The sequence below is a fragment of the Microcoleus sp. BROC3 genome (assembly GCF_036702515.1).
Classification (GTDB): domain Bacteria; phylum Cyanobacteriota; class Cyanobacteriia; order Cyanobacteriales; family Microcoleaceae; genus Microcoleus.
The window spans coordinates 1-24,505 of record NZ_JAUBTQ010000001.1; the positions used below are offsets into that span (position 1 = coordinate 1).

Annotated in this window: 23 protein-coding genes; 8 read left to right on the top strand and 15 right to left on the bottom strand. The window is 44.4% G+C overall.

Translation table 11 applies throughout. The features are described from left to right. Positions 1-149 precede the first annotated feature (149 nt). Positions 150-533, bottom strand: coding sequence for a hypothetical protein (locus tag QUB30_RS00005; RefSeq protein WP_333327251.1), 384 nt, complete (start codon positions 531-533; stop codon positions 150-152). A gap of 157 nt (positions 534-690) precedes the next feature. Here QUB30_RS00005 and QUB30_RS00010 point away from each other — a divergent pair, with 157 nt between their 5' ends. Beyond that, positions 691-984, top strand: coding sequence for a DUF433 domain-containing protein (locus QUB30_RS00010; RefSeq protein ID WP_333327254.1), 294 nt, complete (start codon positions 691-693; stop codon positions 982-984). Continuing rightward, entirely contained in the window at positions 981-1,325 is a 345-nt protein-coding gene (locus QUB30_RS00015; protein ID WP_333327257.1) for a DUF5615 family PIN-like protein, read from the top strand. Before QUB30_RS00010 ends, QUB30_RS00015 begins: the two co-directional genes overlap by 4 nt. A gap of 134 nt (positions 1,326-1,459) precedes the next feature. Here QUB30_RS00015 and QUB30_RS00020 read toward each other — a convergent pair whose 3' ends face one another. Beyond that, a complete protein-coding gene (locus QUB30_RS00020; RefSeq protein ID WP_333327260.1) occupies positions 1,460-3,850 on the bottom strand; it encodes a dynamin family protein in 2,391 nt (796 codons plus the stop codon). A 312-nt stretch (positions 3,851-4,162) separates the two neighbouring features. Next, positions 4,163-4,378 (bottom strand): hypothetical protein, encoded by a 216-nt coding sequence (locus tag QUB30_RS00025; protein ID WP_242724456.1) that lies wholly within the window; start codon positions 4,376-4,378, stop codon positions 4,163-4,165. A 227-nt stretch (positions 4,379-4,605) separates the two neighbouring features. On the opposite strand from QUB30_RS00025, the gene QUB30_RS00030 reads away from it, so the two are divergent. Both QUB30_RS00030 and QUB30_RS00035 read left to right on the top strand, forming a co-directional pair. Then, positions 4,606-5,106, top strand: coding sequence for a DNA-binding response regulator (locus QUB30_RS00030; RefSeq protein WP_333327264.1), 501 nt, complete (start codon positions 4,606-4,608; stop codon positions 5,104-5,106). Positions 5,107-5,276: 170 nt separating this feature from the next. Further along, positions 5,277-7,064 (top strand): cellulose-binding protein, encoded by a 1,788-nt coding sequence (locus tag QUB30_RS00035; protein ID WP_333327267.1) that lies wholly within the window; start codon positions 5,277-5,279, stop codon positions 7,062-7,064. A gap of 17 nt (positions 7,065-7,081) precedes the next feature. Here QUB30_RS00035 and QUB30_RS00040 read toward each other — a convergent pair whose 3' ends face one another. The 4 genes from QUB30_RS00040 to msrA form a co-directional block, all read right to left on the bottom strand. Continuing rightward, complete coding sequence (locus QUB30_RS00040; RefSeq protein WP_333327270.1) at positions 7,082-7,663, bottom strand: DUF948 domain-containing protein; 582 nt, start codon at positions 7,661-7,663, stop codon at positions 7,082-7,084. A gap of 37 nt (positions 7,664-7,700) precedes the next feature. After that, positions 7,701-8,042, bottom strand: a complete 342-nt coding sequence (locus QUB30_RS00045) for a YtxH domain-containing protein (RefSeq protein ID WP_333059922.1) — start codon at positions 8,040-8,042, stop codon at positions 7,701-7,703. A 170-nt stretch (positions 8,043-8,212) separates the two neighbouring features. Then, positions 8,213-8,518: a hypothetical protein gene (locus tag QUB30_RS00050; protein WP_333327273.1), complete on the bottom strand. Its 306-nt coding sequence runs from the start codon at positions 8,516-8,518 to the stop codon at positions 8,213-8,215. Positions 8,519-8,679: 161 nt separating this feature from the next. Continuing rightward, positions 8,680-9,333: a peptide-methionine (S)-S-oxide reductase MsrA gene (gene msrA, locus QUB30_RS00055; protein ID WP_333082965.1), complete on the bottom strand. Its 654-nt coding sequence runs from the start codon at positions 9,331-9,333 to the stop codon at positions 8,680-8,682. 317 nt (positions 9,334-9,650) lie between these two features. Between msrA and QUB30_RS00060 the strand changes: the two genes are divergently transcribed. Then, a complete protein-coding gene (locus tag QUB30_RS00060; protein WP_265236679.1) occupies positions 9,651-9,788 on the top strand; it encodes a hypothetical protein in 138 nt (45 codons plus the stop codon). Positions 9,789-9,911: 123 nt separating this feature from the next. Here the strand turns inward: QUB30_RS00060 and QUB30_RS00065 are convergent, their stop codons facing one another. Both QUB30_RS00065 and QUB30_RS00070 read right to left on the bottom strand, forming a co-directional pair. Further along, a complete protein-coding gene (locus tag QUB30_RS00065) occupies positions 9,912-10,838 on the bottom strand; it encodes a DUF6999 family protein (RefSeq protein WP_333327276.1) in 927 nt (308 codons plus the stop codon). After that, on the bottom strand, positions 10,838-12,706 hold the full coding sequence (locus tag QUB30_RS00070; RefSeq protein WP_333327279.1) for a 3-oxoacyl-[acyl-carrier-protein] synthase III C-terminal domain-containing protein: 1,869 nt from the start codon (positions 12,704-12,706) through the stop codon (positions 10,838-10,840). Before QUB30_RS00070 ends, QUB30_RS00065 begins: the two co-directional genes overlap by 1 nt. A gap of 246 nt (positions 12,707-12,952) precedes the next feature. On the opposite strand from QUB30_RS00070, the gene QUB30_RS00075 reads away from it, so the two are divergent. After that, on the top strand, positions 12,953-13,969 hold the full coding sequence (locus QUB30_RS00075; RefSeq protein WP_333327282.1) for a hypothetical protein: 1,017 nt from the start codon (positions 12,953-12,955) through the stop codon (positions 13,967-13,969). Between the two features lie 485 nt (positions 13,970-14,454). Here QUB30_RS00075 and serS read toward each other — a convergent pair whose 3' ends face one another. From serS to QUB30_RS00100, 5 genes are all read right to left on the bottom strand, one after another. After that, a complete protein-coding gene (gene serS, locus QUB30_RS00080; protein ID WP_333327285.1) occupies positions 14,455-15,735 on the bottom strand; it encodes a serine--tRNA ligase in 1,281 nt (426 codons plus the stop codon). Positions 15,736-16,103: 368 nt separating this feature from the next. Beyond that, positions 16,104-17,738: an iron uptake porin gene (locus QUB30_RS00085; protein ID WP_333327288.1), complete on the bottom strand. Its 1,635-nt coding sequence runs from the start codon at positions 17,736-17,738 to the stop codon at positions 16,104-16,106. Positions 17,739-17,786: 48 nt separating this feature from the next. Next, a complete protein-coding gene (locus QUB30_RS00090) occupies positions 17,787-18,791 on the bottom strand; it encodes an ABC transporter permease subunit (RefSeq protein ID WP_333327291.1) in 1,005 nt (334 codons plus the stop codon). Then, positions 18,788-20,332 (bottom strand): sugar ABC transporter ATP-binding protein, encoded by a 1,545-nt coding sequence (locus QUB30_RS00095; protein WP_333327295.1) that lies wholly within the window; start codon positions 20,330-20,332, stop codon positions 18,788-18,790. The genes QUB30_RS00090 and QUB30_RS00095 overlap by 4 nt, the downstream gene beginning before the upstream one ends. 181 nt (positions 20,333-20,513) lie before the next feature. Further along, positions 20,514-21,494 carry an ABC transporter substrate-binding protein gene (locus QUB30_RS00100; protein WP_333327298.1) on the bottom strand — a complete coding sequence of 327 codons (981 nt, stop codon included), beginning with the start codon at positions 21,492-21,494 and terminating at the stop codon, positions 20,514-20,516. A gap of 849 nt (positions 21,495-22,343) precedes the next feature. Between QUB30_RS00100 and QUB30_RS00105 the strand changes: the two genes are divergently transcribed. Beyond that, positions 22,344-23,495, top strand: a complete 1,152-nt coding sequence (locus QUB30_RS00105) for a glycosyltransferase family 4 protein (protein WP_333327300.1) — start codon at positions 22,344-22,346, stop codon at positions 23,493-23,495. A gap of 106 nt (positions 23,496-23,601) precedes the next feature. Then, positions 23,602-23,982: a hypothetical protein gene (locus QUB30_RS00110; RefSeq protein ID WP_333327302.1), complete on the top strand. Its 381-nt coding sequence runs from the start codon at positions 23,602-23,604 to the stop codon at positions 23,980-23,982. 95 nt (positions 23,983-24,077) lie between these two features. On the opposite strand, the gene QUB30_RS00115 is transcribed toward QUB30_RS00110, so the two are convergent. Further along, on the bottom strand, positions 24,078-24,326 hold the full coding sequence (locus QUB30_RS00115) for a chlororespiratory reduction protein 7 (RefSeq protein ID WP_333034902.1): 249 nt from the start codon (positions 24,324-24,326) through the stop codon (positions 24,078-24,080). Positions 24,327-24,505 lie beyond the last annotated feature (179 nt).

The following is a 24,505-nucleotide window of genomic DNA, read 5'->3' on the forward strand; positions in this document are numbered from 1 at the left end:
CCGCCCGTCTTTTTTGGACGGGCGGGACGCCCATCCCACAAACTTGTGGAAGTTATTTAATTCTCATTCCTAAGAGCGATCGCACTTTAGGAAAATAAGGGCGATCGCACTTCAAAAAAAGCAACAATTGCGCTACAGCCAAGACATTATCAGACTGCTTTGAGGTATTGCGTTACAGGCTTCAAATCGATGTCATCGTTGGAAGTGAGTATTTTAAATAAATGACGCGGGATGCCGGCTGCAATCAAAACTTCCAAATCGCGATCGAGCTTTGACGAGTCTTCATAAATGCCGACAAACTGAGTTACGCAAGCTAAAGATGAATCTTTCGGGTCATTCACTCCCGTGTATTTGTACTGAATATCAAAACCTGCTTTTTCCCCAATTTCTTCGATATCCCAATCTACAAGATTAATATCTATCGCTTCAACGGCTAGGGCAATATGACCGGGCGGTATGGGGTCAAGAGGCTCGCAGCACCAACCCTCAGAATGGTTCCAGACACTCTTACCTTGAGATTCTCGAATTTTCATGTATTTTCCCTCACTGAAAGTAGCAGCGAAACCAGGCTTTATAGTTAAATAAGCTTAACATTTGAAAAATAAAAATTCGGTTATATTAAAGTGCAATCGACCTAATGGCGTTTTAGCGTAAGTTATAATCAAGATCGATGTGTCCGGTTAATCTCCCATGACTACACAATCTGCTTCGCGTTATGTCGCACGTCACCCTGAAATCTTACAAGGGGAACCAATTATCGCAGGAACGAGAACTTCCGTTCGTGCGATCGTGGAATTGTGGCGTTTGGGTATTACTCCTGAAGAAATCCCGATGCACTTACCTCATCTGAAATTAGCTCAAATTTTTGACGCACTGAGTTTTTATTTGGACAACCAGGAAGAAATAAATACTTATATTGAGCGCAATCGAATTCCCGAAGAATTGATTAATCCTGCTGTGAAAGCTGCCATGAAAAAACTGTGAAACTATTTGCAACTATTCATACAGATGAAGATGTTTCTAGGCTAGTAGCTACTTTGCTGCGGGCTAGGGGTTTTGATGTGACGACAACCAGCGAACAGGGAATGTTGAGTCAATTGGATAGCCAACAATTGGCTTATGCTGCATCTGTCGATCGATGTTTGCTCACTCACAATCGCGTGGATTTTGAGCTATTACACCTAGAATATATGACAGAAGGATGGGGACATTCTGGAATTATTGTGACTCCTCAAAAGAACGCCTATGAAATTGTCCAACGGGTTGCTATTCTATTAAATACGTTAACGGCTGATGAAATTGCCAATCAGCTTTTATATGTGTAAAGGGATAGCTTATCCAAAAATTAGTGCGATCGCCCTTTGGGATTCGGCATGAGAAAGGCGAGATCCCTTTTGGTTATTTGGGGGAAAAGGCCGATCGCACTTTGGGAAAAAAGGCGATCGTACTTTCTCTAACTTTACTTAACTGGCTTCCAACTATTGAGAGATTCTCGAATCGAACTTAATTGACTGAGGTACTTAATAAGCTTGGCTTTTTGATACTCAAGACGAGCTAGAATTTCCGGCGCTTCTGCTTCTTTCGTTTCCCGTTCCTTCAAAACGCGATCGAAGTCATTTTGAAACCTTTTAATGTAATCATTGATTTGCTTTTCGGCACTTTTAAAATCAGTAGAAACTTGTTGCTCAATCACCCGCTCTAGGAGCAACTGGCTTCCTGATACATTGTCATCAATTTTATTTTGGATTTGTTCTACAGTTTGGCGCAAGTCAACTTGATAAATAGTACGCCGATCTTGAACTTCTATTGTTTTTTCAACAGGAACGTCTACCGTGTAAGTTTTATCGCCCTTACATAAACTATTTGATTTTTTTGTCCGGCTTTTCTTTTTAACCTCAGTTATCTTTTCAGTCCTGGTAAATACCTCTACTTGACGTTGAATCCCTGCATCAATTCCGGGAAAATCAAAACTCGGAAACTGAATTGGGTTAATATTCAGTCTCACCTGTAAAGCATCACCCAAATAATTAGACAACTCATCAGATATTTTTTGAATATCTTCTTGAATCTTCTCGGCTAACTGCTCTCGGATGCTAGTACCCTCTCGAACTAGCTGATCTTGAGTATCTATCCACCAACTTTCAATACTTGGCGCACAAACATCATTAATAGTTTTTAGGATTTTTTGAGCTTCAGTCTGAGTCTTACAACGGATAATGTATGGATCGAACTTTTCAGGCTTATCATCTTGTTCAGAGACAGAACCATTGAAAGTGTCAGGAACAGTTTCACTCAGTTTATCCCAGAGAGATGTGCTCAATTTGAATGCTTTGCCTAATCCCTGACCAAAAACAGGGATCAACCCTAATAGTGCTTCTCCAAATTCTCCCACTATTTGTCCGACGAAGCCCATTTTTTCAACTTTTTGCAGTTGTTGAGAAAGAAATTCACTTTTTTTTGGGTTTGGAGAGTTAGCGGAACGTGATCCTGCAATCTTATCAATTTCACTGGCTATCTGCTCTTTAGCTCCCTCGGCAAATTTATCAATGCCTTGACTAAATCCTTCAATTAGTATTTGTTTTTGTTGCTCGACAGCTTTTTCTACAGATTTAACTTTGTACCTCGCATTCTCTGAGCGTCTCCTGTAGTCTTCTACTTTTTCCTTGAGGGCTTCAATCCCCATTTCCCAACCCCTAATCTCTGTATTCAGAGTATCTTCAATTGCCTTAGCAGCTTTATCGATTTCTGCCACCACCTCACTCAATAAATTCCAGCCTGAATTTTGCGTAATCCTTTGAATCACTGCTTCTTGAATGGTCGGGATACCGCTATCGGCTAGTGCTTGCGGTGCAATTTTACGAGGTGCAGGGATAATCTGGTTTCCTTCCTCATCTTCAGTAGCATACCTAGCACTAAAGAATTTTTTAAAGTCTTTGATTTCGCTGTCAGTTGCTTTTCCTTGCTGAATCAGTTTCGCTAGAAGTCCTTGTCGAGAACTAGCAGGGTAAATAACTGGATTGCAAAAGCCAAAGCCAACTAACTCTCGCTCTAAATCTTTAATGACATCAGCAATTTCTTTGTCTCTCTCTGTTTTTTGGTCAACTTTATTCAAAATAAAGTAAATTTTCCCCGTGCTCTCAGCTATAAAATCCTTACGATTTTCAACAACATCCTTAAACAAATCAGCAACTGCATTATCTTTGTAGGAAGCGTAATTTAAAATAAACAGAATGGCATTGCAGGTTCGCAGTGCTTCTAGTGCTGTCTGCTTCAGTTCATTTATGTTGAAGTTTGCAGACTCCCACTCATTAGGGCCGGGAGTATCAACTAAGGTAAAGCCTGTGAGAGAAGATAATTGGCTAATTGCTTCAATCGGATGCTCTATCTCAAAGCGTGTAGTGTTATCAGGATTGCCTGTTTCTCTGATTTCACGGGTACGCTGCAGGAATTTTTGCTGAATTTCGCCAGCGTCACCCTCAACAAGAATGACTGGTTTTCTTTCTCCTTCTCGGTACTCTAAAAGTTTAGGAGTTTCGCCCGGTTTAATATGTCGGACATCTGTACGGCAGATGGTACAGGCGGCAGTTTCACTCGCCAGCACATCAGCACCGATGACTGAATTCAAGAAGGTGCTTTTGCCAGCTTTCATTGCTGCTATGACGGCTACTTGATACTTCTGATCTTGCAAAGCCTTTAAAGCTTTGTTAATTTCATCTTCAATGCTTTGTAGCCCTTGACTTTCATCTCCCTGAATGTGGAGTCCGTCACGGAATTCTTTGAGATATTGTAAGAGGAGAGTGCCTGTACTGTAAATGCTGGTGTATGCTGCTTGAAATTCTTGAGAAGACATAAGTTAATAATCTTGATTGAATAAAATATGAGAACAGACACAAAGATAATTACCTGAGCGTTTCCAGTCGGTTTTAACTGAGATATCGCACCATTCTCAATAAGCCTTTTACGGACGGGCAGGATGCCCATCCCACAAGAAATTCACTCTTTGTGGAACAGACGGGCAGGATGCCCCTCCCACAAGAAATTCACTCTTTGTGGAACGGACGGGCAGGATGCCCATCCCACAAGAAATTCACTCTTTGTGGAACGGGCATCTTGCCCGTTATTGACAATGGTGCAAACTGAAGTCCCTGGCGCGAGTCAATGTTTAGTCGTCAGAAAAAGCCTTGCTGATCCCGTAAAATGCCAAACCAGCCAACGCACCTACGGCTACACCAACGGGCCCAGCAGCAGCACCAATACCAGCACCTCCGCCAACGGCACCAACTGCCGTCAAACCTGTAGCAGCTACCACACCAGCACCCACAGCACCACCTGCAGCAGCGGAACCTGCCGCTTTCGCTATTTCATCACCTTTAGCCATTGAAATACCTCAGTGTAAGGAACAAAAACTAACTGTTTGACTAACGAAAGTTAATTAAACAGGCAAAATTTGAAATATCGCGATCGCACTTTACCGCTTTCCTAAGTATTTGCACTTAGACGATGAGTCGGTAATTTAATACTAGACTACCTATTGTGAGCAAGCAACTAACAAACGCTAGCAATTTCCGTTATGCTATCGTTAGCCACATCTCACCACACCCGAAAATGGCCTCAAAGGAAGACTTATTTGCCGAAGCCGCCAAACACTGGGACTTAGAAAGGCTGTACCAAGCTTTTGCAGAAGCTAAACGGCAAATCTCACCTCGATCGCGCAGGGGACTCACAGAAACAGAAAAACTTTACCTGCGAGGATTGCTTTCCGGTTGCAGTCCCGCCGAAATCGCCCGCCAACTGTTTCAGAGTTCCAAAAGTGCAGAGGTTTATTTATGTAAAACTTTATACCAATATGTTAAAAAACTCGCAGATGTACCTAACGAACCTGTAGGAAATTGGCGCAATATTTGCGAGCGGCTACAGGAAGCCGGATATAAAACTCAGTCTTCTGCTGAATTTAAAGTAAATAATTCTGTACCTACAGAAGCATTAGTAAAAATAGTTAATATAGGTTTTAAAGAAAGTACAGTATCAATTGATATTAACATTCGGCTAGAATTCCCCTCAACTTCAGAAACTCCGAAAACAGAAGATTTGGATAAAGACGCTTAGATGGGCGATCGCACTTGGGGACAGAAAGGGCGATCGCCCCTCCACTGAGAGGCCACAATGTTAATAATCTTATAGCTGATTGTTTGAGCAGGAACTTTTTGATAAGATATCAAAATTAAAACTGTCTTACCGTTCCGATTTTACCAAAAACAATCAAATTAGTCAAATTTATGTCTCGATTAAATATACGATCGAAAAATAAAGCTCTGGGCTTTGTCCTTGGTTTATTAATTTTTGTCATTTTCATTCCCGGATGTTGGGCTTTAACAACTAATATTCCTCCAACAGTAGCACGGCAAACAGATAACAAAGTAGCTGTGCGTGCAGATGTACAAAATACGTCAAATTCTCGCTCTTCTTTAGGAGTTGGGCTTCAGGGTATTTCTGACTCGTCAACACAATTACCCTTTTTAGATGCTTTCAAATCTTCTCGAAAATGGATAACTCAATGCGTCAGCGGACAACCAAACTGTCAAGGTGAATGGGATACAGAAGAGTATAATCTTTTAAACCTTGATGAAAATGGGTGGGTGAAGTCTCTCCCATCTCCCGAAGATGCTCCTAAATATACTAGGGTAAGTACCCTATTACTTAGGGAAATCCCCAATTTCTATCCTTCAGGGCAATATATTGTTACTTATGAGGGTGAAGGTGCGATCGAATATAGCTTTGATTCCAAAAAAGATGAGGCTGCGTCGAAACCAGGGAGGGATATCATTAATGTGGATGCCACACAAGGCGGAGGCATAATGATTACAATTACTGCTACCGATCCCAAGAAAACAGGGAACTATATCCGCAATATTAAAGTTGTTCGTTCCCAAGATGAACAGCTTTATCAAAGCGGTGAAATATTTAATCCGCTGTTTATAGACAAGATTAAAAAATTTAGAGTCTTGCGTTTTATGGATTGGATGGGGACAAATGGTTCGGAACAAAAAGACTGGTCAAACCGACCTAAACCAGAGAGCGTATCCTATGCTTACAGAGGAAATGTTCCCATAGAAGTTATGGTGAATTTAACTAACAAAGTTCAAGCAGAACCCTGGTTTAATATGCCGCATCAGGCTACTGATGAATATATGACTAACTTTGCTAACAGGGTAAAAGATAGTGTAGATCCAAAGCTGAAAGTTTATGTAGAGTATTCTAATGAGGTTTGGAATTGGTCATTTCCACAATCGCATTATGCTTTGGAACAAGGTAAAGCGAAGTGGGGAGATAAAGGCGATGCTTTTATGCAATGGTACGGAATGCGTACTGCTCAAATGTGCGATATCTGGAAAGGTGTTTTTGAAGATCAAAAGAATCGAGTTGTCTGCGTGTTAGGAGTTCAAAGAGGCTGGAGAGATTTAGAAACTTATGCTTTAGAGTGTTCCTCTTGGGTAGCTGAGGGCAATAAACCTTGTTATCAACACGGCATTGATGCCGTAGCCATAGCTGGATATTTTAGCGGCAACTTGGGTGGGAAAGAAAGTGTCAGCACAGTAGAGTCTTGGTTGAAGGACGCAGATGGCGGGTTTGGGAAAGCTTTTAAGCAATTAAGAGAGGGCGGGTTACTTCCTGGCTTCAAAGATAGTTTGCCAGATGTTGATAATGACTTTAAGTATTTTTTAGATGTGGCTCAAAAAAAAGGTCTCAAGTTATTTGTTTACGAGGGCGGTCAACATATTGTAGGTACTGAAGGAGTGGAGAATAACGAAAAACTGACTGAGTTTTTTATGGAATTAAATAGGCGTCCAGAAATGTATGATATGTACACCCAATTACTGAATAGTTGGAAACAAGCTGGAGGCAGTCTTTTCATGCACTTTGTGGACGTGGGTGGATTTAGTAAGTGGGGAAGTTGGGGCGCTTTGGAATATGTGGAACAAAAGGGTTCGCCTAAGTATGATGCTTTGATGGATTTTATTGATAAAAATCCTTGCTGGTGGGATGGCTGTGCTGTGGAGGGATGATGAGGAATTGGGTGCAATCAAGAATCGTTCGATCGCACTTCCTCGAACTCTTCAGCATCCCCCGGCAAATCCGAACTCTCGCTACTTCTCAACCGGGGCGATTCCCCATTACTCGCACCAGCACCGTAACCCCCAGGATACCTGTCCTCCAAACCCGAATCCCTCAGCGAAAGCGCACTTCTTTGACTCGGTGACAATCTATCTGTTGAACGGCGATTTGTCCCAGAAATCGGCGGCTTGCGAGTTAAAGTTTTCCAAGCAGCCTTAATCCCAGTCACCACGCTGCGAGTAGTTACCTGCACGTTTTGCGCCTGCTTTTTGGCGCTACCAATACTTCGATCGACCTGTTTGACAACCTCGCCCGCACTTTGCACCCCATCGCTGACATCATCCGTCAACTCGCTAATTTCCAGCCCCGTCAACCGAATCGCCTCCAAAGTGGGCGGAAATTCGCGAGAAAGCGTGTCAGCGAGCTTTTCCACGCTGCGGGCCGCCCGTGCCAGCGCTTGCACCGCAGGTATTAAAGTCACTAAAACAGCAGTCAGGCTAACTGCCACAAGCAAAATCGAAAGTCCTAGCCAAAATATGGGATCGCTCACTTGAATCTGGGATTGGGGGTTGAGAATTTCATGTCATTTAGCGGATGGGAGGGCGCGACGGGGGACTCACTTCAGATTCAGCTTCCGACAGGGTTTGGCGTTCCCGCTGAGTCGCTTCCAAACCGGCCGCGATCGCCTCTTTGAGTCTAATCAAAGTTTCGTCCCAATTTCGGATTGCGGTTTCAGAAAGTCGATCGGCCTGCAACTGCACGCTAGTCGATAAATCTTCCGCCAACTCCGGCAAAGCATCGGCCGATTTTTTCAATATCTGCCGCGTCTCCTTGCCCGGTCGCGGTGCCATCAGCAAGCCAGTCACGGCCCCGATCGCAGAACCCACAAGCAAACCGCCAATAAATAATCCTGAACGTTTAGTTGACATTTTTATAACTTCTCTCCATACACCAATTTTAGGGGCGTTTGCCCGATCGCAGCCGTTTACAAAGATAGAAATATTCTTGATTATTTTGGATTTCTACCAGAGGTGGCGATTTGCTGCTGCCATCAGTCTGCAGGTAGAGATGGCAAAATTTGCAGCAGTTTTAGGATAGCTTACCTCAAAGGTCGATCGCGCCTGCGCCAAAGCATCCGTCCCAAACCCAGCAATCCCAAAAGTTGCTGAATTTGTTGCAGTTGCAATTCCAGTTGTTGATAGCGCCGTCGCAGTTGGCGGGCACCTTGCTGCCTGTTAGCAAAGAAATCCGGCGACGTGCTCAGGACATTGCTGCTACAGCGTTCGATTGCTGCGATCCGAATTTCAAAAAGTGCGATCGTCCGCCTAATTTTCCACACTTTCGCAGCGATATAAAAACAGACAAGAGATATTAGTAGATTGATAATTACAACAGCACTCAACATTTAATACCTGTTTTAAACTACTAACACATTCAGCTTTTTGTGGCTGCCTAGAAGCCCTCTTGTGTAGGGACACAACAATGTTGTGTCCTGATCCATTTTGTAGGGACACAACATTGTTGTGTCCCGCTCTATGTGTCCCTATCCCTAAGCTGGGTCAAGTTTTAAGCCTGAGACATAGCAGGCAAACAAACCTTAGTACCGCCCAAACCGCAATAACCGTTCGGGTTTTTAGCAAGATACTGCTGGTGATAGCTTTCTGCGTAATAAAACTCAGGAGCATCAATAATTTCAGTAGTAATCTTGCCGTAACCGGCCGCCGTCAAAGCCTGCTGGTAAGCATCTCGCGAAGCTTCAGCTAGCTGCATTTGGGTAGCTGAATACGTGTAAATGCCCGATCGGTACTGAGTACCAGAATCATTGCCCTGACGCATTCCTTGAGTAGGATTGTGACTTTCCCAAAAAACTTTGAGCAGCGTTTCGTAACTAATTACTTTGGGATCGAACACAACCAGAACTACTTCATTGTGTCCCGTCATCCCGCTGCAAACTTCATTGTAAGTAGGATTCGGAGTAATCCCGGCCGCGTAGCCAACAGCGGTCGAAAAAACTCCATTTTGTTGCCAAAATTTGCGTTCTGCTCCCCAAAAACAGCCCAGGCCAAACAAGGCAGTCTCCATGCCGTTTGGAAAGGGAGGTTTGAGCGGATTGCCGTTAACAAAGTGAGTTGCCGGTACCGACATCGACTCTGCCCGCCCCGGCAAGGCCTCTTGGGGAGAGGGCAGGCTCGACTTTTTGCCAAATCCAAATAGCACCATAAGTTTGTGAGGGGATCTCTAATAAACGTCTTTACCTTACTTAATAATATCAGATGTATACTGAAAATAGTGGCCCTCTTAAAGGTAGAAGGTAAAAACCAGAAGGCCAATTTTTTTTACGGAAGGTTTTTGGTGATACTGCTCACTGCCAACGCAGTTTTAAATCACATTAGGCAGTGTTCTATGTCACCAAAGCACACATAAAATATCACCTATTGTTGAGGTATAAATCACGCGGATTTCAGGCAAAATATCCGATTATTAAAAGTATGGTGTTGTAGTAGTTATTCAATGCCATTTATAGGGAGTGTGTAGAAATGGGCGCTAAACCTTGCAGTCAACCTTTAAAATCTAATCCGTTTATTACTTACCGCGACCCAATTACAGGCAAGTGGATTGTGGTAAATCAGACTTTGCCCAAAGCAGCAGAACAAGCACAGCTAGCAGCAGCTTGAGTTTTCCTATTAATTTTTGACCTAAAAATTAACCATTTTTTCAAACTTCAGGACTTACGCAAAAAGTTATTGGACGCGCTACTTATATTCGTAAGGTGCTTACGTTGCACATACCTAAGCACCTTACTTTGAAACATTTATCATCTCTTTTTGCAGTTCCAAATACCGATAGAGATATTCCGAAATTATTCCGTGCAAAAACAAATCGCGTGCCGCATTAAACGGACTGTTTGGCGCTAGCGGATGGCGATTGACAATTACATGATTCCAGTCGCAATTTCCCGTAATCTCGCTGACGTACACTCCGAAGTTTTCATCTAACTGAAGCGACATCACTGCTCGCGCAAATTCGTCGCTAGTCAAACACAAAGAATAAAATACTTTAAACAATTCGATCGCCGATTCTAAATCCAGAATGTTTAGCCATCTGCGTTTTTCAAAATCTATGGCAACTTCTACTGGTTGAATGCTATCATAATTTATTCCCCGTTTTTTGACGACTTGCAACCAGTTAGGATTGGTCAGCATGGCCTGGTTGTAATCCCAGACAAAGTTATAGAGAATTAAGTCGTGTTCGAGAAACGCATTGTCAGCTAAATCGCTAACAGTGCGCGGATAAAGCTTTGACTTTTCTATCTGGGTGTCGGGGCCGTTGTCAATCAAGAAGTTGATAATGTTGGAGCCGATGCAGATGTGTCGGACAATTAAATAACAAGCTTCTGGCGAGACAAAATTATTTAGGAAAAATGCAGCCGATTTGTGCATTAAAGTGTAAGCGCGGAATTGAAATGGCAACAGGCGCTTTGTTGTCATAATTACCGCCAGCAACAAGTTAGCAATTACTTTGATCGGAATCAGCAAATAACTGCGAGTCCAGTTTTGCAAATCCCGGATCATGTAGGCTTTTGCCACTAAATCGACGGGAATAGATCGATCGCAAAACAGTACATCCCAAACATTCGGATCTCGGCGGTTGTAGGGTTTGGTAGCGTAAGGAATTTTTCGCTCATCTGGGAGATTTTCGGTATCTTGTTTTTGCAGCTTTTGCATTAGCGAATTTCCTCCAATTGCAGCAAATATAAACGAGCAGTAACGCGAGCGGTTTTGACAATGCGGCGGGCAATATCATCTGTCATCCATTCGGCATTAATCAAATTTTCCAGTTTGGCTAAATGCGACTCGTCATTAGATCCGTGATACGCTAAAAACGATACTTGTTCGTCTTGCAAACCTAGACTTTCTTTAATTTGTTTTGCCCACTTTCCCGCCAACCGATTGCCCAATCCTTCGATAATAAACATACTGCCAATTAAATCGACCGGATTTTCCCGCGATGCTTGGTGGAAGATAAAAGCTGATAGTGCTTCGCTGCCAATATTCTTATCATATTCCACAATTTTTGCCAATTCACCGCCCACAGAAACATAATTTTGTTCTAGCATTTGATAGTCGCGGTGTTCGTCTTGAGCATGGCCGATAAAAGTCGATCGCAGGCGAAAGTCACTCATGTTAGAAGCAGCGCGAGCAATCCAGCGAGCTCCCTCTACAACTTGCGGTCGGAGATTGCACAGCAAAGCTTGATAATCTTCTATTGTAAACTCTCCTCGGTACAATTTGCGGACAATGGGAACAGAACGAATTTCGCGCTCAAACTTCAGCCAAATCCCTGCTAACTCCCGCAACAAATAAGCTTGCGGAGAGTTGGGGTGTTCGGGTTTAACGCTTTCGAGAGGCGAAGCTTCGGGAACCTCATGAATGTTATAAATTTGAGAACTCATAGGCTTATGGGTATTTTCCACAGCAGTTAACATTATATATGCCGTTGTAAAGCGGCCACTTTCTGGCACGAAACAAAAGATTTTCTGTCCCGGCTGCAACTTGCCCGAATTGAACAATTCCTCTAACATTAAATAAATCGAGGCACAACCTGTATTTCCCCGACTGTATAAGTTAGTAAACCATTTTTCTTCAGGAATCATGCAGCCTGCTTGTTCCAGAAGTTCTACAATTTGTCCCCGGAAAAAGTGAGACGAATAGTGGCACAGCAGCCAGTCGATTTCCTGCGGACAAACTCTCCCGGCTTTAATCAACCGCAGCCAACCTTCAACACCTAATTTCATTACATTTTCCAGCAAGCGAATATTTTGCCGCAAGTCAAAAGCTCCCGCTGTGGCTGCATCGAGGTAGGAGGAATAATCCAACCAGCTTTTAGTGGAGGTTTCGTTGGCTAATCCTGAATACATACAAACAGGATAGGCGTTAGCGTGGGAAATTAGCTCAATCCATTCTATTTTTAAGCTAATTCCTGTCGCGTTAGGATGGTTTTGGAGCAACAATGCTCCCGCACCGTCGGAGAGCATCCAGCGCAGAAATTCTGTATCGAAAGGCAGGGGTTTTCCCGCTTGCACTGAAGTCTTTGCTTCAAATTTGGTGTTTTTGAACAGGCGCGAGGGAAATTCGGAAGCGACGGCAATGGCGGTTTGTTTTTTCCCGAGTTCGATTTGAGAGGCGGCGTAATTTAAAGCACTAACTCCGGCACAGCAAACTCCTTGAGTTGACACTATTTCTAGGGGAGATAATTCGGAAAGTTCCCCGTGTACTGTGCTGGCAAATCCCGGTACTAATAAGTCTGGTAAAGTGGTAGCGCAGGCCAATAAGTTGATCGCCCCCGGTTCCAGATTTGACTGAGAAATCGCGTCACGGACGGCAAACGCTGCCATTTGGCTGTTAGAATATAGTGTTTGCTGCTGTTTGTCGATCGCGTAGTAGCGCTGTTGAATGCCGTTGCTGTTGAGAATTCGCTGCCTGACTCTCGAAGGGCGCGAGGCAATTTTGCCGAGATACTCTTCCATCTCATCGTTATTAATCGGTTCTCCCGGCAAAAATTTTCCGATCCGATTGATATAAGCACTGTACATGGCGTACACCTCTAAAGTTGCTAATTTACTCGGGTTCGTTCGTTTGTTAAATCAAGCCAGAAAATATCTAAAATTGATAATGCTTTGTGAAGCAGTGAACTTGCAAGGAGCAAGCAGCTATCTTGTAGAGTCGCCGGAAATCAGGCAAGTTGAGCAACAGTGGCAACAAGTAATCTGAAGCGGGGTGAAGTTTATTGTAATTGAGCCAATATGTAACTAGAGTTCCTTCGCAGCTTCCCGACTGAAATGGATATTGCAAAACTAGATACTTGGTATTCTCCTTCTCAACGCCGCACGGCTGTTTCGCTGTTAATGAAACGAGTAGGCGTAACTCGCACTAGGGCTGAATGCTTTATCAGGCTTTGGGTTTACTTATCGGTGAAACAGCTTCAGGAAAGCCAGCCCCGTCTCAAACCACCGCTGGCGAAACTGGAAGTGCCAGCAACAGAAGTGCTGTGCACTCACCGGGAAGCCGCCGAACTATTTTACTGTGATTCCGATCGCGGAAGCGATCGGGCCGCCGGAATGATGTTAGATAAATTAGCAGCACTCGGATTAATCGCAAAACACTTTGATGGTAACGCTACGGCAATTCAAATTCAACCAGTTTCAGAAATTTTAGAGGCCGCCGAACCTCAAAAGCCTGTACAACTCCAATTAGATAATTTTGACCCCCGGTGCGACGCGATTCCGGTTGCCAATTTATTAGCCACCAATTACAACTGGATGAACCGAAACACTAACGCCGTTCCCCACAAAATTGCTAAAATACTCCGGTTTTTTGCCAGTCAATACTCAAAGGGAATGCGAGTTTTGCGCCGCTCAGATAATCTCAATCCAGTCGGCTTTTACTTACTTTATCCCACAGCTAGCGAATCTGAAGTAAATTTTTTTAATGCTGCTAGTAAAGGGCTTCATTTAAGTTCTATTTCCGATATCGATCCTTTCAAGATGGCGCTACCAGGAGATATAAATTGCCAGTCAGTATTTGTCCGCAGTTGGATGATCGAGCCGCAGTATTTGTCAGAATACCGCATTGCTTTTCTCGAAGACGCACAAAAAGTTTTAGGCGAAATGCAAACAGATTTTCCCAATCTTTGCGACTTGTACACCCTGATGATTCACCCCATGTACGAAAAAATGTGCCTGACCTTGGGATTTCAGAAGACTAGCAGTGATAGTCAGTTATCTGTTTATTGGATGTATCTAGCATTGGATAGATTTTTAGCATTAAATATCAAAGAAGCGTTGAGCCAATTGTAAGTAGAAGGAAGAAGGAAGTTCGGCAACGGATTGTGTAACGGATGTAACGGATGTAACGGATGTAACGGATGTAACGGATATCAGGAAGAACGAAGAAGGAAGAAATCGATAAAAAATAGAACGCCCAGATACCCGACTTTGCCGAAGTTGTCTGGTATCTAACAGCATTCGTGTTTTACGTTATTTTTTAGTCCCCTTCTGCTGGGACGAAAGTTTGTCTAGGCTCGATTTCAATCGCCCAGTAATATCAAATCCGGTAGCATCGTCGGGCGTCAAATCCAGTCAACATTCAACCACGAACGGTGCAACCGGACTCGATCTAATTGATCTGCGTTAATCTGTGTTTATCTGCCCTCATCTGCGGTAAAAAAAAGATAATTTCGGAACCGCAGATAACAATGGATTGACGCAGATTCACGCAGAGGTCGAGAATAGAGAGAGGAATAATTCCGATGCTAACAGATTTGATATAACTACAAACTTGTTTATAAAACTTCCCGTCCCAAATAGGGTTGTAAGGCTTCCGGCACTTTTACAGTTCCATCCGGCTGCTGGTAATTCTCCAAAATTGCCGCCATTGTCCGGCCCACAGCTAAACCGGAACCGTTCAGGGCGTGAACGAATTGAGTGCCTTTTTTACCCGCTTCTTTAAAGCGAATATTTGCCCGCCGCGCCTGAAAATCTGCGACGTTGGAACAACTGGAAATCTCGCGGTATTTGCCCGCAGATGGCAGCCACACCTCTAAATCGTAGGTTTTTGCGGCCGCGAAACCTAAGTCGCCCGTACACAGTGCGATCGTCCGATAAGGCAATTTCAGCGCCTGCAAAACTCCCTCAGCATCCTGCACTAACTTTTCGTGCTCTGCCTCGGAGGTACTCGGATGCACGAGTTTTACCAATTCAACTTTATTAAATTGGTGCAGTCGAATTAATCCCCTCGTATCTTTGCCGTAACTGCCAGCTTCGCGGCGAAAACAAGGAGTGTAAGAACAGTGATAAATTGGCAACTGTTCTGCTGTCAAAATTTCGCCTCTGTACAAATTGACAACCGGAACTTCGGAAGTAGGAATTAACCACAAATCATCTTGGTCGCACTTGAAACTTTCTTCAGCAAATTTGGGTAATTGACCCGTAGCAGTCAGGGATTCAGTGTTAACTAAAAATGGGGGAATTACTTCTACATAACCGGCTTTTGTGTGGCGATCGATCATGAATTGAATTATCGCTCTTTCCAGGGCTGCACCAGCTCCCATTAAGCTCACAAAGCGGGGCTGAGCGATTTTTACTGCCCGTTCAAAGTTGATGATTCCTAATTTTTCGCCGATTTCCCAGTGCGGTAAAATACCTGAATTTTGGGGTATGTATTCGTCTCCCCAGCGCCGGATTTCGACGTTTTCCTCTTCATTTTTGCCGATCGGCGTTGAGGGACTCGGCAAGTTTGGCAGCGGTAGCAATAAAGCTTCTATTTGAGCTTTTAGGTCTTTTTCCTGTGCTTGCAGTTCGTTCGACTCGGTGCCGACTGCGTTGCCTTCTGCCTGCAATTCCTGAATTTCGGGAGATTCGAGGGGTAAACCCGATTTTCTTTTTTGACCGATGAGTTTGGCAATTTCGTTGCTGCGGGCTTGTAGTTGCGATCGCTTGCCTTCCAACTCCCGCTGCTGTTTGTCTAATTGCAAAATCGGCTCGATTTCATAGTTACCTCCGCGCAGGTTGAGGCTTTCTTGCACGGCTTGCGGGTTTTCTCGGATTAATTTGAGGTCTAGCACAGATTTATTCTAAATCTTAAATTTTAGATCGGCTGGGACAGAACGAGATGATATAGCAGCTTTGTTAATCATTGGCATATTGAATCATAATTTATTCTGACTCAAAATTTTCGTTGGGTGTCACCCATGAAGGGTGACACCCCACAAATGTATGTTATAGTTGCAAATATTAGTAGATGCACCCTGATAATTTTCTACCCCAGCCAGCGATGGTAGGGGTTTTTTGTTGTGTGGCATGGAATTGAAGCCCTGGATGCACTATCAGTCTAAAAAACCCGGTTTCTCGCGATTATCGTCTCAAATGAGGCAATTACGTCAAGAAACTGGGTTTTTGCGTCCTGGACTAGGTTACTAAAATATCTTTCCGCTTAAAAGTTAAAGCCAGTGCGGAGCAACCAAACCCATTGAGTGTCGTTGCGGCTGTCATTCTCAGGATTAACAACGGCCCAAACACCAGGGGTAATGGAAATGTTGTCGTTGACCTGAAAGCGATAGAAGGCTTCAACGTGATAGGAAGTATCTCGCTCGCGGCGCACATTACTGCTCGTCACGCGACCTGGTAAACCCACCAAAATCCCGGGTAGGTTGCCTTCACCTCCCACATCTGGGAAACTTATCCCGATCGCTGCATACACAATATCGGCGCGATCGCCGCCGTCAACATTTAGCAAAACCACGCCACCTCTACCATCAGAAACGCTGCTAACACCGGAATTTTCTGCATTGGCGCGAGTATAAACGCCCCAACCGTGAACTTGCAAGCGGGGAGCAAGGCGGTAGAATCCTTGTACGCCTACAGAATCACTAGATGTAGCAATATTGTCCCCAAACGGTCGCGCAGCCAGAAAACTGCCCGTACCGCCTGTGAGGTCGGCTTTACCGCTTGGCGCAAAGGTACGAGAATAGGCTACGCCAATTGCTCCGCGATCGCTCCGGTAGGCAAGCTGAACCAGAGCGTTGTACGAACCGTTGAATAAACCGTTACTTTGCTGCGAGAGATTGGGATTTCCGCCTACATAGCCCACAGTCAGGGTGAGGTTTTTGACGATCGTCCAGTTGACAGCAGCACCGCCACCTCCCCGGCGGTAGAGGGGATTGTATTGTCCGAACTTCGAGGGAATTCCCTCACTATCGCTGGCGATCGTGGGAGGAGTCAGCAAATCCGTAATATCGGGATACCCAACACCTGTCGGACCGACGGTCAGCGCCAGATTAGAGGTCAGCGGCGTTACATACAATACGTGAGGGACGGTGATTGTGTTATCGACATTGCCATCAAAGTTCAAGGCCGTCATATTTGTACCCGTCTCATCGGCAATGCTCCTGCCCAAGTTGCCGAATTCCAAACGGGTTCTCAGCATATCGCGACCGGTGAAGCTGGTTTCAAAATTTAATCGCCCCCGGTTGGCAACAATAGTGTTGGTGCGATCGCGCGAATCCCCAACACTGTTACCCGAGGTATCTGTTACCACCACGATAATTTCCGCATTCAGCTTCGTAGTAGTCGAGAACTGATTCGCTTCTAGTTCTGCTGTGCGTGCATCTAGAGCATCGACTCGACTCCGCAACACCGATAATTCTGTTGCAAATTCTGCTTGCAGCTTTTGGACGATTGCTAAATCTTCCCGAGTAATCAGGTTGGTTGTTCCTGCGGCAATTAGTTCGCTGACTCGATCGAGACAGCTATTCAATCCTGCGGCAAATTCGTACCGCGTCAGCGCGCGGTTTCCTCTGTAGGTGCCGTCGGGATAACCGGCAATGCAGCCGTAGCGTTCAACTAGAGATTGCAGCGCCTGAAACGCCCAGTCAGTAGGTTTTACATCCGAGAGTTGAGAGACAGAATTCACCTGCGCGAAGGGATCTTCTGCCAAGGGATTTAACGGTTCAGGAGCAACTAATCTATCAATTGGTGCAGCAAAACTTGGGGATGGTGTTAGTAGAAATACAGCAGGTGAACCCAGGAGAAAAGCAGTAATTAGGTGATAAAAATGCTGGATGTGCATAAGAAAAAGCTCCGAATAAGGAACCGATACACCGAATTAGCAATACCTTTACGCTGCGCTTGAACCGGTGCGAACTTTGTCAATCGTTACTGCGATAATTATCACCAGACCTTTGACAACTAACTGCCAGAAGAAAGACACGTTCATGAGAGTTAGTCCATTATTGAGCAGGGCAATAATTAAAGCCCCCAGCAAAGTACCCCAAATAGTACCAATTCCACCTGTGAAACTGGTTCCTCCCAAAATTACAGCAGCGATCGCATCTAATTCGTAGCCTTGCCCCAACATCCCCGTCGCACTGTAGAGGCGCGAGGCGCTCATAATTCCACCTAAACCAGAAAGCAACCCACTCACGCCATAGACAAATAACAGCACCTGACTCACCTTAATACCTGTCAATCGTGCTGCCCGAATGTTACCTCCCACGGCATAAATATGCCTCCCTAGAACAGTCCGTCGCAAGACAAACCAACTCGCTAAAACTGCGAGAAAAGCGATAATAACTAACCAGGGAATTGGCCCGACATAATTGTTACCTACCCAAGCAAAATTCAAATTTCTATTGATAACTGTAGTGCCGTTAGCTACTAAATAAGCAACTCCCCGCAAAGCTGTGTAAGAACCCAGGGTTACGATGAACGGAGGCAAACCTAAATAGGCAATTAGCGAACCGTTAAGTAATCCCAAAAATACTCCGGCTATTAACGCCGCCGGTACGGCAAACCAACCCAGACCTGGAACTAAGGATACCAGTACCCCGACTACGGCAGTCACGCCCAAAATTGAGCCGACAGAAAGATCAATTCCGCCAGTCAAAATCACAAAAGTCATGCCTGTAGCAAGGACAATATTGATCGATGCTTGCCGGATGACATTGATCAAATTTCCTACTGAAAGAAAGTTGGGCGTTACCAAGGAAAAAATTATACAGATGCCAACCAAAATCGGCAGGATGCCGGCAACTTGGATAAAATTTCTCCAAGCTTGAGCTTTACTGGCTTTTTGGCGATCGCTTGATTGATTTCTGGTGTTTTTTACTTCTGTTTGACTCATGATTTTTTTACCTCTGTTGCCCCGGTGGCATAAGCCATAATGTTCTCTTGCGTAATTGCTTCCCCAGTCGATCCGCCTACTTCACCGACGAGGCTTCCTGCTCGCATCACTAAGACGCGATCGCTCATTCCCACAATTTCCGGCAGTTCGCTGGAAATCATTAAAATACCTACACCCTTGGCTGCCAAATCGCTAATAATTCGATAAATTTCGCTTTTGGCGCCAATGTCCACACCCCGCGTCGGTTCATCTAGCAAAAGTACCTTTGGGTTGATAGCCAACCAACGCGCTAGCAGCAACTTCTGCTGATTCCCCCCTGAAAGATCCATTGCCCTGATGCTCGGGCTTGCAAGGCGAATTTGCAAATTATTAATAGCATCATTGACAATTTTCAACAAAAAATTTGAGTTAATAATGCCACCTTTTGCTTCTCGATCGAGGACATTCATCGTGATATTCTCACCCGAAGTTGCCTCCAAAAATAGTCCTAGAGCCTTGCGATCTTCTGGCACGTAAGCAATTCCGGCGGCCATTGCTTCATTGGGTGTCGAGACATTCAGAGGACGATTTTCTAGTTTAATTTCACCGCTTGTCTTTCGATCGGCACCAAAAATTAGGCGGGCAAGTTCTGTTCTGCCCGCGCCAACTAAACCAGCTAAACCCAGAATTTCGCCCGCATGAAGTTGAAAAGTGGCAGGCTTTACTTTGCGGCCGTCGCTTAAATTTGTTACCTCAAGAACAACAGCACCCGGTGTTATTTGATGCTTGTTTTCGTACAAATCCTGTAAAGAACGACCCACCATCATTTCCACCAGGCGATTGGCAGAAATTTCGTGCTTTTCAAGAGAGCCAATATATCCGCCATCTCGGATGACGCTCACGCGATCGGCAAGGGCATAAATCTCTTCCATCCGGTGGCTGATGTAAATAATAGCAATGCCCTCATTCCGCAAACGGCGAACCACTTCAAAAAGCTTATCTGTTTCGCGGTCTGAAAGTGCTGCTGTCGGCTCGTCCATCACTAAAATTCTGCTTTTATCTTTGAGCGCCCTAGCTATTTCCACTTGCTGCTGTTCGGCAATTGAAAGTGTGGAAACTAGGTCGCCAGCATCAAAACTTGCGTCGAGGTTTGTTAATACCTCAGCGGCCCTACGCCGCATTTCATCTTGGTCTAGAAATGTACCTCCTTTCTTCAGCTCGCTGCCCATAAAAATGTTTTCAGCAACTGTTAGATTGGGGGCGAGATTGAGTTCTTGATAAATAATCGCTATCCCTAAATTTCTGGCTTGACCGGGGTCTGTCATCTTAACAGCTTGACCGTCAATTTTGATTTCGCCTGCATCAGCTATGTAGGCTCCCGCCAGAATTTTCATCAGCGTACTTTTGCCCGCACCGTTTTCCCCCATGAGGGCGTGGACTTCGCCTGGGTAAACGGTGATATTTACATCGTGCAAGGCTGTAAAACCGTGAAAGGTTTTTGTAATACCTTGCATTTCGAGGACGGGCTGAGTTTTAATTGAATCTTGAGTGCTATTTACCATTGTAAATACCGTAAGGAAATCTGCTTGACTATTAAACTTAGATCCCCCCTAGCCCCCCTTAAGAAGGGGGGGAGAAGATTCTTCTCAAAGTCCCCCTTCTTAAGGGGGATTTAGGGGGATCTAGACTCGGGCAAAAACGGGATTCCTCAAGGGTTTTAGTCTTAACTTGACACGAAGAAGGTCACTCACTTGTCCAGCCTTTATGTTGATTGACGTTTTCGCGAGTAATCAGCGCGACTGGAATCAGAATGTTTGGATTGGCTGGCTTTTTGCCTTTCCGAATGTCGTTGCCGACTTCAACTGCCTTGGCTGCCATGCGAAATGGATCTTGAGCTGCTGTAGCCACAAATAAACTGTTGTTCTGCTTGAGCGCATCTAAAGCTTCAGGTGCACCATCGACTCCCACAATAAAGAACTCGCTCCTTTGTGCTTGCTTGGCTGCTAATTCTGCACCAATGGCACAGGGGTCATTAATTGCAAAAACAGCATCAATTTTTGGGAAGGAAGTAAGCAAATCGCTCATCACTCTTAACCCGCCATCGCGACTACCTTCTGCGTTCTGATCTTTGGAAAGAACTTTGAGATCGGGATATTTGGAGAAGACACTCTGGCAACCCTGAACTCGCTCGACGACTGAAGCGACGGGAGGCCCGTTGATAATCACAACGCTGCCTTTTCCTTTCAAGCGATCGGCTATATATTGACAACTTACTTCGCCAGCTTGCACGTTATTTGAAGTAACTGTGGCATCAACGCCTCCCTCGGCGGCGGTATCAACTGCAATTATCGGAATTCCGGCTTGCTTGGCTTTTTCGACAGCCGGGGCAATGCCTTTGGTGTCAGCAGCATTGAGTACAATCATGCTGACATTAGAGGCAATAAAGTTTTCGATTTGATTAAATTGCTGATTTAAATCGTCGCCGCTGGAAACGAGAGTTGTCCTCACGTTTGCACCGCCGATTTTCTTGGCGGCGGCCTCAGCGCCCTTGCCAACTTGTACGAAGAATGGATTGCCGAGGTCGCGGACTGCTACAGCAACTGATGAAAGTTCGGAGTTGCTTTTTTGCGCGCTGTTTTGAGCGTTCTGGGAAGTGGCGGTGCAACTTGCCAGAGTGCTACTGAGTAGACTAAAAAGACTGAGTGCGATCGTTACTCGTTTCACCTCAAACTCCAATGAAGGCTCGTTTGGAGAGAGTCGCTCATAAATATGGCGTTGCCAACCTAAGATTAGCTTTTGTCAGGTTTAAGCTCGAATACCTAATGTTTTAGGTGACAGGCTGTTCCTCGTACATGATTGTACAAAACCTTGTTTATTTTCTACTCTTAAAACTTTCTTGCTCGGCTCGTTAGACTGCTTTTGCGAACAGACAAGATACGAATATCTAGGCTCGGTCTTCCCTGCCACAAAAATCAACTCGGCTTGATATTTTTCAATGCTTTATAAGCATTAATTTTAGCAGTGTCTTAGAAAATTTTAGGAGAATATTTTCGACAAAATTTTTCAGAAATTGTTTTTAAAACCTGGCAGAGTCATATTGAATTTAACTCTCTATGTTTGCTGATGATAACAGTTCAATACTGGCTCGATATCTATCTTTGGATAGACAAAACTTTTAGCAAAAACTAAAGATGCGAGTTCCTATATCGACACCGATCTGCTGATCCGCAGTCTGGTCGGATGCACCGCACCAACTCAATAAATCTTAAATTTTACTTGAGGTAGGATATTGTAAAAAATCATTAAGTTTACTGTTAATAACGGTAGATCGTAGTAAACTGCAACCAAAGCCTCGCGCTCACCCATGGAGCCCGTTAAAAAGCCCTAGTTAAAAAGCAGAGCTTCGCTCAAAACTAACGGTGAGAGTAGGCGAGTCAAATATTTTCCTGTAAAACCTGCAAGTACAGTCATCTTGACATGGTGGAAAAGCTCTGGATAATGGCGATCGCCCTTTTTTGCAAAGTCATTACTATACAGGAATAATTGTCTGCGCTGTTAATGGGTAAATCAGAAATGCGATCTGCAAATTATGTGTTCTGTTTCCTAGAAATATTTTCCAGCGAAGGCGGTATTCAATCCTACGTTAAAGACATTCTCAAAGCTTACCTGTCCATAACCGCAGGGACAAACTCGTCGCCACAAGCTGAAGTTTTGCTGTTGCGAGATTCCGAAGACTGCAACAATCCTTACGAGTCAAAAAATCTGAAATTTTATTACCTCAAAACGGAGAATCCCGGCTTGGGTCGTCTTAAATTTGCTACAGTATTACTAACTCGCTTGCTGCAAAAACGACCGCAGCGGGTTTTTTGCGGTCACATCAAACTCGCACCGCTAATTAAAATTCTGTGCCAACCCTTGGGAATTCCCTACACTATTTTAACTTACGGCAAGGAAGTGTGGGAACCGCTTCCGCCAAAATATCAAACAGCAATGACTAAAGCTGACCGTATTTGGACTATTAGCAGGTACACGCGCGATCGCACTTGCGAAATTAACCAATTAAATCCCGAAAAATTTCACATAGTGCCTTGTACTGTAGATGAAAATATATTTACCACTGGGCAGAAGCCACAGGATTTATTAGAGCAGTACAATTTGGTTGGTGCTAAAATATTGATGACTGTAGCCAGATTGCGATCGACGGATATTTACAAAGGCGTCGATGTCACAATTCAAGCTTTGCCACCAATAGCCAAAACTTTTCCGAATGTGAAATACTTAGTTATTGGCAGAGGAGACGATCGATCTAGATTAGCCAAACTCGCTGATGATTTGGGAGTTACCGAAAGAGTAATATTTGCGGGTTTTGTACCCACAGAAAATTTAGCAGCACATTACCAGTTAGCCGATGCTTATGTAATGCCCTCCCAGGAAGGCTTCGGTATAGTTTATTTGGAAGCGCTGGCTTGCGGAGTACCCGTACTGGCGGGAGACGCGGACGGGTCTGCCGATCCGCTGCAAGATGGTAAACTGGGGTGGCGAGTTCCCCACCGAGATTCAGCAGCAGTAGCGCTTGCTTGTGTGGAAATGCTGCGAGGAGAGGATAAAAGGTGCGATCGCCACTGGTTGAGAGAACAAACCCTCGCGATATTTAGTTTTGAATCCCTTTGTCAATCCTTACAAGGAATTTTTCAACCCTCTGGCTCAGATAAACTTATGCCGTAGAGAGCGGTTTCTGGGTGTACAATGGGAAAATTAACTCGATCGACCGCCTGAATTTCTGAGTAGGATAGAGTTATGCCTACCTGCAAAGACACCAAAGGAGACCACAGTGAACCAAGGCACCCCCAAAATATCTTTCAAGCTACCCCGTATTAGCAATTGGTTGATACTGCTGGGCATCGCGTATTTGTTGGTGTCTATTGGTTTGGGGTGGATAGTTAAATCAGTGTTGATTTTAGTAGCTTTTTTGTTGTTGACGCCTGTGGTCGCATTTTTCGCGCTTCAGTGGTGGCTGAAACGCAATTTAATTACGGACAATTGTCCAGTTTGTCAGTACGAATTTCCAGCTTTAAATCAAACTCAGTTTCAGTGTGCCAACTGCGGCGAACCTCTGAAAATAGAGGAAGGTCATTTTAGTCGCTTGACACCGCCCGGTACGATCGATGTTACCGCCGTTGAAGTATCATCGGTTCAACAGTTGGAAGATTAACCAATTTTAGATTTTAGATTTTGGATTTTAGATTGAAGAATTTTTGAATGTTAACTGCTAACGGCTAACTGTATTACCAATCCCCATCCCCAAAATTACTTTTCCAAGCGCACAGCATACCACTGTAAAAATTTTCCAGCCCCGACATCTAATTCACAATAAGTATCAATCAAATACTTGGCTTGAGCTTCCACGCCCGATATTTTATCAACGTCCTGCGGCAAATCTTCGTGTTCCTCTGTTAACACGGCTTTCAGCTTTTCTAACAGTTCCGCCGCCGTCAAAAACTGCTCTGACTGGTTTGTTTCTAACACCACAAAGGTGTCTTCGTCATACAGTGACATAGTTTCAATGGTTGAGGTTAATTATTTCTAAAGTTTCGTACACTTAAGCGATCGAAAGTATAAACTCTTAATTACAATTTTTCAGCCCCGGGTCGATCGTGTTACAATTAAGCACCATCAGAATTCCTACCGGATTACCGTTATTAACTTACTTGTTAACTGACTTGTTAACCGAGTTG